This window comes from Humibacter ginsenosidimutans (assembly GCF_007859675.1).
In the GTDB taxonomy this organism is placed as follows: Bacteria; Actinomycetota; Actinomycetes; order Actinomycetales; family Microbacteriaceae; genus Humibacter; species Humibacter ginsenosidimutans.
Map to the genome: position 1 here is coordinate 2,052,877 of NZ_CP042305.1, position 12,288 is coordinate 2,065,164.

Annotated in this window: 11 protein-coding genes; 4 read left to right on the plus strand and 7 right to left on the minus strand. The window is 67.5% G+C overall.

The window, feature by feature from the left end; all coding sequences use genetic code 11:
• Position 1: 1 nt before the first annotated feature.
• The 3 genes from rplC to galE all read right to left on the minus strand — a co-directional run bounded on the left by rplC (position 2) and on the right by galE (position 2,495).
• Positions 2–661 (minus strand): 50S ribosomal protein L3, encoded by a 660-nt coding sequence (gene rplC, locus FPZ11_RS09540; RefSeq protein ID WP_146320363.1) that lies wholly within the window; start codon positions 659–661, stop codon positions 2–4.
• A gap of 8 nt (positions 662–669) precedes the next feature.
• Complete coding sequence (rpsJ, locus tag FPZ11_RS09545) at positions 670–978, minus strand: 30S ribosomal protein S10 (RefSeq protein ID WP_022900935.1); 309 nt, start codon at positions 976–978, stop codon at positions 670–672.
• A gap of 500 nt (positions 979–1,478) precedes the next feature.
• Positions 1,479–2,495 (minus strand): UDP-glucose 4-epimerase GalE, encoded by a 1,017-nt coding sequence (gene galE, locus FPZ11_RS09550; protein WP_146320365.1) that lies wholly within the window; start codon positions 2,493–2,495, stop codon positions 1,479–1,481.
• A 509-nt stretch (positions 2,496–3,004) separates the two neighbouring features.
• Here galE and FPZ11_RS09555 point away from each other — a divergent pair.
• From FPZ11_RS09555 to FPZ11_RS09565, 3 genes are all read left to right on the plus strand, one after another.
• Positions 3,005–4,399 (plus strand): sugar transferase, encoded by a 1,395-nt coding sequence (locus FPZ11_RS09555; protein ID WP_246846616.1) that lies wholly within the window; start codon positions 3,005–3,007, stop codon positions 4,397–4,399.
• Positions 4,400–4,439: 40 nt separating this feature from the next.
• A complete protein-coding gene (locus tag FPZ11_RS09560) occupies positions 4,440–5,261 on the plus strand; it encodes a phosphatase PAP2 family protein (RefSeq protein ID WP_146320369.1) in 822 nt (273 codons plus the stop codon).
• 113 nt (positions 5,262–5,374) lie between these two features.
• The gene (locus tag FPZ11_RS09565) at positions 5,375–7,054 is read left to right on the plus strand and encodes a choice-of-anchor G family protein (protein ID WP_146320371.1); all 1,680 of its coding nucleotides are present in this window, start codon (positions 5,375–5,377) and stop codon (positions 7,052–7,054) included.
• Between the two features lie 167 nt (positions 7,055–7,221).
• Here FPZ11_RS09565 and FPZ11_RS09570 read toward each other — a convergent pair whose 3' ends face one another.
• Entirely contained in the window at positions 7,222–8,475 is a 1,254-nt protein-coding gene (locus FPZ11_RS09570) for a P-loop NTPase family protein (protein ID WP_146320373.1), read from the minus strand.
• Positions 8,476–8,677: 202 nt separating this feature from the next.
• On the opposite strand from FPZ11_RS09570, the gene FPZ11_RS09575 reads away from it, so the two are divergent.
• Complete coding sequence (locus FPZ11_RS09575; RefSeq protein ID WP_146320375.1) at positions 8,678–9,727, plus strand: glycosyltransferase family 4 protein; 1,050 nt, start codon at positions 8,678–8,680, stop codon at positions 9,725–9,727.
• Positions 9,728–9,755: 28 nt separating this feature from the next.
• Here FPZ11_RS09575 and FPZ11_RS09580 read toward each other — a convergent pair whose 3' ends face one another.
• The 3 genes from FPZ11_RS09580 to FPZ11_RS19230 are packed head-to-tail and all read right to left on the minus strand — an operon-like array spanning position 9,756 to position 12,200.
• Positions 9,756–10,061, minus strand: coding sequence for a PqqD family protein (locus FPZ11_RS09580; protein ID WP_146320378.1), 306 nt, complete (start codon positions 10,059–10,061; stop codon positions 9,756–9,758).
• Positions 10,058–10,924 carry a nucleotidyltransferase family protein gene (locus tag FPZ11_RS09585; protein ID WP_168203780.1) on the minus strand — a complete coding sequence of 289 codons (867 nt, stop codon included), beginning with the start codon at positions 10,922–10,924 and terminating at the stop codon, positions 10,058–10,060. The genes FPZ11_RS09580 and FPZ11_RS09585 overlap by 4 nt, the downstream gene beginning before the upstream one ends.
• Before the next feature lie 16 nt (positions 10,925–10,940).
• Complete coding sequence (locus tag FPZ11_RS19230; protein WP_168203781.1) at positions 10,941–12,200, minus strand: hypothetical protein; 1,260 nt, start codon at positions 12,198–12,200, stop codon at positions 10,941–10,943.
• Positions 12,201–12,288: the final 88 nt, after the last annotated feature.

Below are 12,288 nucleotides of genomic sequence, written 5' to 3' on the forward strand. Positions count from 1 at the left end.
ACTACGCTCCCTTCACTGCGTTGCGGACGAAGACGATGCGGCCGCGAGCGCCGGGAACCGCGCCCTTGACGAGCAGCAGGCCCTTGCCGGCGTCGACCGAGTGCACCGTGAGGTTCAGCACCGTGACGCGCTCGGCGCCCATACGGCCGGCCATGCGCATGCCCTTGAACACGCGGCTCGGGGTCGACGATGCGCCGATCGAACCGGGCTTGCGGTGGTTGCGGTGCGAACCGTGCGAGGCGGAGACGCCCTTGAAGTTGTGGCGCTTCATGACACCGGCGGTGCCCTTACCCTTCGAGGTCCCGACGACGTCGACCTTCTGGCCGGCCTCGAACGTGGCCTCGACGGTGAGCTCCTGGCCGAGCTCGTACGAGCCGGCATCCGCGGTGCGGATCTCGGTGAGGTGGCGGCGCGGCGTGACGCCGGCCTTCTCGAAGTGGCCGGTCGCAGGCTTGTTGACCTTGCGCGGGTCGATGGAGCCGCTGGCGATCTGCACGGCGTTGTAGCCGTCGACCTCGGGGGTGCGCAGCTGGGTCACGACGTTCGGCGTGATCTCGACGACGGTGACAGGGATGAGCTTGTTGTTCTCGTCCCACACCTGCGTCATGCCGAGCTTCTTGCCGAGCAGGCCCTTGACAGTCTTGGTTTCGGTGTTCGACATCGTGACCCCTAGAGCTTGATCTCGATGTTGACGTCGGCGGGCAGGTCGAGACGCATGAGCGAGTCGACGGCCTTCGGCGTCGGGTCGATGATGTCGATCAGCCGCTTGTGCGTGCGCATCTCGAAGTGCTCGCGGCTGTCCTTGTACTTGTGGGGCGAACGGATGACGCACACCACGTTCTTCTCGGTGGGGAGCGGCACCGGCCCGACGACCTGAGCGCCGGCACGGGTCACCGTGTCGACGATCTTGCGCGCCGAGGTGTCGATGACCTCGTGGTCATACGACTTAAGCCGGATGCGGATCTTCTGTCCCGCCATATCTGACTCTCTCTCTACTGTTCAGGCGTCGTACGGCAGTCAGAGCCGCATTGGACGCATCGCGTTCCCGCGCTTTCGCGCTTCCCGCTTTGCCGGCACCACGTGTGTCGCACCGCTGTTCATCTGTCAAGGGCGAGGTGGATGCTTGTGCTCGCGCCTCGGCATCCCTCGCCTTCAACCGACCCCCGCGCTCGGGCGTGTCGCCCTCGCAAGGCACATGGATGCCCACGGCCATTCGGATGTCGATTAAGCTGCGTGCTTCGAGTCGGGCTCGCGCCCTTCTCCGCACTAGTTCTTCTGCCTGCGGCCTAACCTGAACTCCGAGGACTCATCTCGCTGCGGTTTCCCGCGGAGATTCCGGCCCGTTCGGAGCGGCTATGCACTGCCTGGCAGTGATCCGGCTGACCGCACGCGGACGCGCAGAACCGAAATGTTGAACCCCAAAAGTTTGCCAGATATCGGGGTTCTCTGCAACTCGGGCGTGTCGCGCTCCCCGCCCCTCAGCGCGGCAGGTCGGCGGCAGCGCCGGTCTGCCAGTTCCACTGGTCTGCGCACGCATCGTTGATCGTGCGCGTCGCACGCCATCCGAGCGCCGATTCCGCGCGCCCGGAATCGGCGACGCTGATTGCCACGTCGCCGGACCGGCGTGGCGCAGCCTCGCGCGCGATGGGACGGCCCACAACCTGCTCGAACGCGGTGACGAGCTCCAAGACGCTCGTGGCTCGGCCCGTCCCCAGGTTGTAGGCCCGGAAACCGGGGTCTCGATCGCCGAGGGCCGCCACGTGCCCGCTGGCCAGATCGACGACATGGATGTAGTCGCGCAGCGCCGTGCCATCCGGTGTGTCGTAGTCGGCTCCGAACACGTGAACACAGGGCAGCGCGCCTGCGGCGACCCGAGAGACGATCGGCATCAGATTGCCCGGCTCCGATTGCGGATCCTCGCCGATGAGACCGCTGGGGTGCGCCCCGACCGGGTTGAAGTACCGCAACGCGATCGCCGTCATCCGCGAATCGGCGGCACACACGTCACGCAGCAGTTCCTCGATGATCCGCTTGGTCTTGCCATATGGACTGGAGAGTGACAACGGCGTGTTCGCGTCTTCGGAGACGGGCAGCTGGTCGGGTTCGCCGTACACGGTGGCCGAACTCGAGAACACGATCGTGGTGATGTCGTTCGCGCGCATTGCCCTGAGAACGCTGACCGCCGCTGCGATGTTGACGCCGTAATAGTCGACCGGCTCGACCAGCGAGTCGCTGACCGATTTCAGCCCCGCAAGATGGATCACGGCGTCGACCGGAGCATGCGCTCGGATGAACGCGTTCAGTGCATCCTCGTCGCGCACGTCGCCGATCAGCGCGGGTACCGTGCGGCCCACCAGAGTCTCGACCCGAGACAACGCCTCAGACCGGGCACCGACCAGGCTGTCTGCGATCAGCGGCTCGTGCCCCGCCTCGGCGAGCGCGACCGCTGTGTGGGTGCCGATGTATCCAGCACCGCCTGTGAGGAGAACACGCACCGACTCATGTTAAAGGAGGACGAACGCACGCCACGACGACCACGAGAACGCGGAGCCATCGCAGTCGGGGCTCGGCGACGACCGGTGCGACGTGGCCGGCAGGCACGACGGATTCACCCCGTGCGCCGCACCGCGAAACCAGAACCCGCACAGTCTCGACAGGCTCTCGAACATGCTGTCTGCCCCCGTTTGCAGGTAACGAAAGTCCCTGATGATGGCTGATAAAGTTGCCGCATTCCGGCCCGCGAAAGCTGGTACGCCCCGGTCGGCATGGCTCATGGCTTGCCGGGTACGGTGACAGTCGATGCAATGACGATCAGGTGAGAATGGCGATCAACGAGGGTCTGCACTCACCGAGTGGCCCGCAATCCCCTACCGCGCACACTGCGACTGGAAGGGGATCCCGGAACGCAGAACAGCGCGTTTCGCGCCACCCGCCGTTCGAAGTGGCGGCCCCGGCGTCGGTGAAGGCTCGGACGTGGACGCGCACGGTCGCCGCACGTCTCGCCGTGACGGATCTGGTCGTCGTCATCGCCGCCATCGCCGTCGCCCAGGTGGTGCGCTTCGGCTTCGACCCGCAGAGGCTCGTGATCACCGGCGAGCATTCCGTGGGGTTGCCGCCCATCGACTACACCATCGTGTCCGTCGTGCTGGCGCTGAGCTGGTTTCTCTCGCTTTCGTTGGCCGGCACGCGCAGCGCTCACGTCGTGGGGACCGGCGCTACCGAGTACAAACTGGTGGTCCGTGCGACGGTCGTCTCCTTCGGCTCCGCAGCGATCGTGGGATTCGCGCTCCAGGCCCAGATCGGGCGCTCGTACCTGCTCATCGCACTGCCTCTCGGCGTCACCCTGCTGTTGCTGAGCCGCTGGCTCTGGCGGCAGTGGCTCGTCGCCAAGCGCCGACGCGGTGCCATGATGAATCACGCCATCGTCGTCGGCGACCTGGACAGCGCCAGGCACGTCGTGCAGCAGATTCACGGACTCCCCGGATCGGGCATCTCGATAGTGGGAGCCGCCGTGCAACCTGGACATGACTGCGGCGAATTGGCCGAAGGCGTGCGTGTGCTGGGTGACTGGAATGATCTGCTCCACCACGTCGACGAGTCCGGTGCCGACACCGTGGTCATCACCGGATCGCATCCGTTCAAGCCACGGCAGCTCCGCGAATTGGGCTGGGGCCTCGAAGAGCGCCACGTGAGCCTCATCGTCGCGCCGGCGTTGACGGATGTCGCAGGCCCGCGTATCCACTCCACTCCGGTCGCGGGCCTGCCGCTCATCAGGGTCGACTACCCCGAGCTCACGGGCTCGCGGGCCGTGGCCAAGCGAGCCTTCGACATCGTCGCCAGTGCCGTCGGCCTCATCGTCAGCTCACCGATCCTTCTGGGCATCGGTATCGCGGTGAGGCTGACCAGCCCCGGTCCCGCGCTCTTCCGGCAAGAACGCGTCGGGCTGAACGGCGCGACGTTCTCCATGCTCAAGTTCCGCACCATGGCGAGGGACGCCGAGCAGCAGCTGGCTCCGCTCCTTTCTGCGAACGAAGCCCACGGCGTGCTCTTCAAGATGCGCGACGATCCCAGGGCCACTCGGATCGGCCGTGTGCTGCGGCGCCACAGCTTCGACGAACTGCCCCAGCTCTGGAATGTGCTGAAGGGTGATATGTCGCTCGTCGGTCCTCGACCGCCGCTGGTGAGCGAAGTGCAGGCGTACGAGCGCTGGGTACATCGTCGCCTGCTCGTCAAGCCGGGCATCACGGGCCTGTGGCAGGTGAGCGGTCGCAGCGACCTGTCGTGGGAGGACAGCGTGCGCCTCGACCTCTATTACGTCGAGAACTGGTCGCTGACGTCGGATCTCATCATCCTCTGGCGCACGACGCGGGCGGTGCTGACCAAAGATGGAGCCTATTGATAGGGAAGGCTCCTCCTCTCTGCGCCCTGGTGATCCCGGAGTGTTGCTTCAATCACTGACCCGTTCGATCGGCTGGAGCCTCGCCTTCGCGACGCTGCTGATCGCTGTGTATGCGGCCGCGGTGTTCACCCGGTGGGGACAGGTGCATCTGGACGTTCGCGGGCTCGGCCTGCCGGCGGCCTCTGCAGCGCTGGTGCCGCTCGCTTGGCTTCGTACGGGCATCCCGGTCGCGATCGGCGTGGTGGCCGTTGTCGTGACAGTGTTCGGTCTCGCCCGACGGCGATGGCGCGAGGTCGCCACGTGTGCAGTGTGCACCGTCGCCGGCATCGCCGCGTGCATACTGCTGCGAGACGTCGTCTTCGTGCGTCCGGCGTACGGTGCCGTCGACGTGGTGAACTCGTTCCCGAGCGTGCACGTCGTCACGACGCTCTCGCTGAGCATCATGGTGGTACGTCTGTGGCCGGTCGCGAGCACACGGCGCCCCGTGGCCGCGGCACTGGTCGCTGCCACGATCACGGAAGCACTCGTCTCCGTGGCGACGTTCGCCCACCGTGCGAGCGACACCGTCGGCGGCGTGCTGCTGGTCGGGGTGTTCGCCTCCGCGTTCGCTCGCGGCCTGGTGCCCACCCCCCGCCAGGCGTTGCACTGCACACGCCTCGGCGGGATCATCGGGGGAATCGCGATCGTGGGTGGTGCCGTGATCGCCGTCGCGCCCTTCGGAGTCGTGCAATATGCGGGCTTCACCATCGCGACCGCAGCGGCAGTCGGCGTGATGAGCGCGATCGTCATGCGGGTAGCGAGCGGAGAGCGGGACGAGCCCGCCCGCGACCGCTCGCGCGATCTCCTGAACACCCCCACTTAGGGGGTACCTACGGGCGATGCGTCTTGTGAGAGGCCGGTGCTGCCCGACAGAATGGCCCGTGGTGCAGGACGCTTGTCGGGTGAGCGTTCCGCCACATAGGGGAATAGACACGTATGAATTCGGGTAAGTACGGCAACTTCGGCGACGGCAACTTCGGCGACGGCGGACTCGCCGGCAGCGATCTCAACGGAAGCTCGTTCGGAAAGCCATCGGGAATCTCGCGCAGAACAGTCATGAAAGGGGCGGCCTGGAGCGTTCCGGTGCTGGCCGTATCGGCGGCCGTTCCCGCGTACGCAGCGGTGAGTCCCACCCAGTGTTCGCCCGCGGGAACACTGTTCAACGCACAGTCTCGCGGCATTCTGCTCAGCGGCACGGTTGCGGGCACGGACCTTGACGATGTGGCGAAGCTCGAAGGAGTGCACGCCACGGCATTCTCGACGAACACGCCGCCGAAGGACGTCCAGGACACCGAGACGAGCCCGCTCGATGTGACCGCCCTCAGCGCAGTTCAACTGAACCTCACGGGCGTCGGCACCGTGTTGAGCGACATCCTGAGCCTGGTCTCCGGCAATCAGAGCGTCGGCACCGTGAACCAGTACGCCTACGCACACGAGGATCCGACCGCGCATCCCACCCTGGGTGCATCCGGTGCGGTGACGGACTCGGGTGCCATCGCCCTGACGACCAGCTCCCAGAACGTGCCCGAGGTCGCCGATCTCAAGCTCAAGACCATCCTCCAGCAGGTCACCGGCAACTCGGCGGTGACCGCACTGCTCAGCTCGATCACCGACCTCGACCTGCAGGTCGGTGCCGCAGCGGGTCGCGCATCGCTGAGCTCCCTCTGCCTGACACCTCGCCCCAGCGAGCTGGACCGCGACTATCTCATCGCATACATCAGACTGCTGGTGACCTCGCAGGTCGTCGGCGACCTGCTCAGCGGACTTACGACCGCGGTGCCGAAGTTGACGATCAGCACGGATGCCGTCTGGGGCTTGTTGGGGCAGGTCCCGCTCCTGGGACCCCTGCTCGAAGCACTCGGCGAAGGCGTGCTGCATGCCTCGCTCTCGTTCAACATGGACCTGCTGACGGCTGCACCGATACCGAATGTGCCGACCTCCGCGCTGCAGGTCGATCTCGCCAAGGGAACTCTGACCATCGATGTCGCATCGCTCCTCGGCGGTGCCTACACCGGCGAGATCTCGCCTCTGCTGAACGAACAGAACCCGAACACTCGCCTGTTCATCGACTGGGAGCTCCCCGCCGACGCGGCCACTGAGCTGGTGAACAACTGGGTGACCGCCGTCACCGACGTGCTGTACAACGTGATCTCGATCGACATCACGGCGGGCAGTGTGAGCGGCGTCCTTCCCACCGGGCTGGAGCTCACAGGGACGCTCGGCCAGTTCCTCAACGGCACGGCGACGGTGAAGTTCGTCCTTGCCGGAGTACCGATCACTCTGGCTGCTGACGTGCTCGCGGGCCTCCTGGCCGGCATCGGCGGCCTGGTCACGGCCGAGATCGCCGCTCTGTTCGCCCCTGGAGGTGCACTGGCGTCTGTGCTGACCGCGCTGAACGGGCTGCTGAGCAGCCTGTTCACCGTGCTGCAGGACGTGCTCGTGCTCACTGTCAACGCGCAGAACGCGGCGACGGGCGCGATCCCGGACTACTTCCAGCACATCACGCCCACAGGCCGGTACGACGTGGCGGCGTTGAACATCCAGCTCGTCGGACTGCTCAACGTGCTGAGCCTCAACCTCGCACGGGGGTCGGTCGGCCAGAACGTCGCACGTTAGCAGTGGCGCTCTCCGCGGGGGTGGCTTGGTCAACGGCCGAGCCACCCCCGCGTCGTCGGCAGGCGAACCCGTGGTCGGCAAGAGGATGCCGCTGACGGGCTCCCGGCAACGCGCCACAGCGCCGCCCAAGGAGCGCGTCAGCAGTGAGCACAGGCGAAGCGCGAGACTCAGACGGCCCTGAGCACGCCGAGTCGGGTCAACTCCTCCACAACAGCGGCGACGGCATCCTCGGGATCGACTCCGGGTGGGGCGCCGTGCGCAGCGACGGCCGCCACGGTGAGCTCCGCGAGGGTCGCCCCGTCGGCCGCACGCCAGAGGGTAGGGGCGATGCCTGCGAGCAGCCAGAAGTCGCCCGTGCCCAACTCCTCGGACGCCTTCAGCAGCGCGAGCCGGTCCGGGTCTCGGAAGGCGAGCACATCGTGGGTGCGAGTCCTCCGGTAGCGAAGCTCGCCCGCCCCCGACGCGGCCACAACAGGCTCGCGCCCGCTGTCCGTCGGCGTCGGAGCGGACTCGCCTCCTGGCACTCGAATGCCCTCGGCCAGAGCGGCCTCACGCGCAGCGCCTCGCGATCGCGGCAAGCCGACGCCATCGTCTGCCTCGCGTCCCGGAAGGGGCGAGTGCTGCGGGGTTCTGGCGAGCAGCTGATCGAGCACCGCGACCAGCGATTCAGCATCCCGGTATCGCACCCGCAGCACCCGTGTCTCGACCGCGTGGTTCGCGATCGTCCGCAACGGTGCGGGCATCGTTGTCAGATAGCTCGACTGCATCACCAGGTCGGACAGCGCGTCGGCGAGATCGACGGGCTCGACGACGGCGGTGACGTCGGCGTTCTCGGCACGTTCGAGCAGCACAAGGGCGGCCAGCCGAAGCTGTGACTCCGGCAGCTCCCGCAGATGCAGTTCGGATGGCGACCGCTGCACCTTCGGCGCGTTGACCTCCTCGATGACCGACAGGGGTTTGCGATAGGGCCAGACCCGGCCCTCCTCATCGACGGCGACGGTCTCGTCCGAGACATAGCCGAGGTGAGAGCCGAGCGCTCGCGCGGCGGTCGTCTTTCCGCGACCCGACGGCCCCACGAGGGCGACCACACGTCCGTCGGACGATGCGAGGCCGGCGGCGTGCAGCATCCAGAGCCTTCCGCGCTGCCGTTCGATCGCCGCCAGAGTGACACGCTGCGACAGCTCCGAGAGCACCGAGGCCGCCTCGGTCCATGGTGCCGCCGTCACCTCGACCGCGTCCGGCCCCGTGCCTTGCTCCCCGCCGTCGCCGGCATCCGGCCCGGCGGAGAGCTCCGTGCATGACGATGGAACGAGGGCATCGCGCCAAGCGGCCGCCACGGCCTCGCGGGTGGCCTCGTCGAGGTCGTCGCCGCGGATGCGCACCTTCACGCCCAGCGCGTCTACCAGCACGCTCCACCCCACCGCATCAGTCTAGGGGGCGCCAGGAAACGGCTGCACCGAGCGTCGAACGCCTGCACCGCTCACAGTGCCCGCTGCCCTGCCTGGACGATTCGTCGTCGCACGCGAGCCGCTCCCCGCAGACGAGCGCGCAATAGACTCGCTACGCCCACCCGCCACGTGTTTCCCACACGACGCCCGCCCGCTGCGAAGGAAGTGCCCCTCCGTGCCGCAGAACGCCCGCCTCCGAGCCGTGACCGACGTCGCCATCGCCACGAACAACGGCGACATCGGCGGCGGCGAAGTCATGATGCTGCGCATCGCGACTGCGCTCCGCGAGCGGGGCATCCGGGTCACCGTCGTCGTCCCGCGTGCACCTGACGCGGTCGCCCAGGTCGCCATGCACGCGGGCCACACCGTGGCGGTGCTCGACGCGGACGACCGCCCGGAGTGGATGCGCGCGCTGCGACGCTGGGACGCCCGCCGGCGCACCGGAGTGCTGTGGTGCAACGGACTCGTTCCGGCGGTCGCGACGGCCGGGCATCGCCGCCGTGTCGTGCATCTGCATCAGCGGCCCACCGGCATCCACCGGCCGCTCTCGGTGATGGCGCGCGCACGGGCATCCGCCGTGCTTGTGCCGTCGCGCAGCATGCTGGCGGAGGTACCGCACGCCCGGGTACTGCCGAACTGGACGGATCCTCTCCCTGCGACCACCCGCCTTCGCGCCCCGGGCGACCCGTTCGTGGTCGGCTTCCTGGGACGGGTCTCGATGGACAAGGGCATCGGCGTGCTGGCGGAGGCGCTGCGGATGCTCGACCAGCGGCATCCCGGAGCATTCCGTCTCGCTCTCGGCGGCGAGTCACGCTTCGTCTCGGACGCGTCAGTCGCCGCATCGGAGGCGGCGCTCGCGCCGATCGCACCGATCACGGACCGGCTCGGCTGGATCGACCCCGCCGATCTCTTCGATCGCATCGACCTGCTCGTGGTGCCCTCGGTACAACCGGAGACGTTCGGGCTCGTGGCCGCCGAGGGCATGTCGGCCCGAGTGCCCGTGCTCGTCACGGATGCCGGTGCCCTGCCCGAGGTGGTCGGCGACGAGCATCCTCTCATCGTGACAGCAGGCGACCCGACGGCGCTCGCCGAGAAGATCGTCGCAGCGAGCGATGGCCGGCTACGCGCAGACGTCGACGCCCAGTACGCGCGGTGGCTCACGTGCTTCTCGCCGGACACTGGCGCCCGGCACGTGCGCGAGCTGCTGTCGGAGCTCGCTCCGTAACGTCGGACTCGCGCTGTCGCATCGAGCCTCAGGCCGTCGCCGTGCCCTCGTCCTGCACGGCCAGCAGGCCCCTCCGCGTGAGGATGTCGAGGAACTCGGAAACCTCGACACCGTCGAACGCGTCCTGTGCTCCTTCGGCGTCGGCCGCGGCTCGCAGCTCGTCGACGGTCGAGGCACCGTCGGCGAGCAGCACCCAGATCAGCCACGCGGTGTCGTTGAGCACGAACGTCTCCCCTGTGGCCAGGTCGGCGACCCAGGCCGTGCGCTCGCGACGTCCGCCGTCCAGAGCATCGATCCAGGCCAGGTCGTTCCTGATGGCGTACCGGACGGTCACGTTGAAGCCCCATCGTCATGCCCGCGAAGGCGGGATGCCAATGCCCGCCCGGCCGAGCCTGCTGCCTTGCCGACGCGCGCGAACTGCTCGGCCACGACCTCACGGCCGGTCGGTTCGTGACCGAGCCGTATCCGCAGGTGGGTGCGGTTCACACGCGTGGCCCGAGCCAGCACGCGCATGCGGGCGCGGAATCCCTCCGCCGAGCGGAAACGAGCACGCCACTCTTCCAGCCGATCACCGCCCTCGCGCGACCAGTAGTCCCACAAGGCGTAGTCCGGGTCATCGCGATGGAGCTCGAGCTCGCCGATCCCCGCCGCGAACGCCGCTTGTCCCTCCAGCTCCTCGGCGAGCGCCCGCACCTGGGGCTTCAGCTGCTCGGGGCACTGCTGCCACGTCTCTGACTGGTCGTACCCGTGCGACCGGGCCACGTGCATGGTCTGCACGAGCACTTGTCCGCGCGGCGAGAGCACGGTGCAGGGCCGGTGCGCGATCGCGAGAACGCCTCGCTCCCGCCACAGCCGGTCGAACACTGTCTCTGGGCTCTCTCGGAATCCGGGGATCCTGCGGTGCACATCCACCCAGGTCCACGATGGATGCTGGTAGTTGGCCGCGTGGCCGAACGGCGATCCCTCGTCGAAGTCGGAGTACAGCGACCAACCGCGGGCTCGAAGTGCCCGAACGAACGTCTCCAGCTGTTCCGGGCGCACGAGCACGTCGGCATCGGTGGAATCGTGGACGGCGGCGCGGAAGGCGGCATCCGTCGGCCCCTTGATGTGCAGGATGTCCACCCTGGCCTCGTCAGCCACAGCCTGCAGCGCTGCATGGGTGAGGTGCACCCTTGCCCAGACCGGAACCGACTGCACGGAGTCATTCCCCGCTTCAGCCACGAGCGCGGACCCGCGATGACGAGCCGGACGCCGACGTGCCTGCCACGAGCGGCTCGCGATACCACGGCTGTCGTGCCGGGGGAGCAACGCCCTGATTCTCGACCGAGGAGACGGCGAGGTTCGCAAGTCCCACCCCGAGCACGAGGAATCCGGCGGGGCTCAAGAAGACCTCACCCAGACGGCTGGCGCAGTAGAAAACGACGAGGGTTGCTGCTGCCACGACGCGAGTGTCGTAGTCGGTGACGCGGATCACTGACGAGCGAGCACGCATCCCGAAACCCGCCAGTACATAGCAAAGGAGGATACCTACGGCGAAGATGACGCCACCCTCGACGATGAGGTCCTCATAGGAGCTGTTGAAGAACCACGTGGCACCCTCAAGGTGCACCACACCCTGCGCCAGACCGTCCCCGTACCAGGGCGTGGCAGCGGTCTTCACAAGCGATGCGGCATCGATGCGAGCGCGCAAGGCATCCGAGCCCGCCCGGTCCGTTGCGATGACGCCGATGCCCTGTGCGATGGTCAAGTTGGCCCAGACGAACGCACCCGTGAGCGCGGCACCGAGCAGTACCTGGAACGCGCGCCCCAAGCGCTGCGTGCAGCACAGCCAGATCACCGCGGCGGCATACGCTGCCATGCCCGTCCTTGATCCCGTGTCCACGACAGCAAGCGCTCCCAGCACGAGTATCCCTGCGCGCAACCAGACGCGCCGCACCACCACGGTCAAGAGGATCGTCCCGACTGCGTAGTAGAGACCGGCGGCATTGGGGTCCTGCAGAAGGCCCGTCAGGCGCCCGTCGTAGTCATTCGGTGCGAGATGCAGATAGAACAGTCCGACGTTGACGGCGAGACCCAGACCCAGCCCTTTGATGACCGAGCCGACGTCGATCCTGCCGCTGGCCATGAACGCAGCCGTGAATGCGAGGATGACGATGTTCGCGGCGCGGCGAAGCGGATCGACGCCGTTGTACAAGGTCTCCAGGGCTGCATAGGCGATCAGCACCAGTGCCAGCCACGGGAACCAGCGCGCCAGGCCCAGCGAGCGTGTCGGGCGACGAAAGGCGGCGACGGCAACGAGCAGCACCAATGCCAGTTGTGCCGTGGGGATCGAGCCGCCGATGAGGGATATGCGCACAACGACGAATCCCGCGAGCACCGCGTCGACGATGCGGGCCGAGTGCGGCAACGGCACGAGCCTGCGCGTCGGAGGATGCAGGGCCGCCCGCGATCCTGCTGGACTGATGGCGGTCATCATTCCATTATCGAGGAGGTTGTCATGAGCTCAATGTGCGCAGACAGAGCAGCGATCTACATCGAATGAGACATCCGCTCAGATCGCC

Excerpts from the sequence above, each read along its gene's own strand:
- rplC (WP_146320363.1), bottom strand. The coding sequence starts at position 661 with ATGTCGAACACCGAAACCAAGACTGTCAAGGGCCTGCTCGGCAAGAAG.
- rpsJ (WP_022900935.1), bottom strand. The coding sequence starts at position 978 with ATGGCGGGACAGAAGATCCGCATCCGGCTTAAGTCGTATGACCACGAG.
- FPZ11_RS09565 (WP_146320371.1), top strand. The coding sequence starts at position 5,375 with ATGAATTCGGGTAAGTACGGCAACTTCGGCGACGGCAACTTCGGCGAC.
- FPZ11_RS19230 (WP_168203781.1), bottom strand. The coding sequence starts at position 12,200 with ATGACCGCCATCAGTCCAGCAGGATCGCGGGCGGCCCTGCATCCTCCG.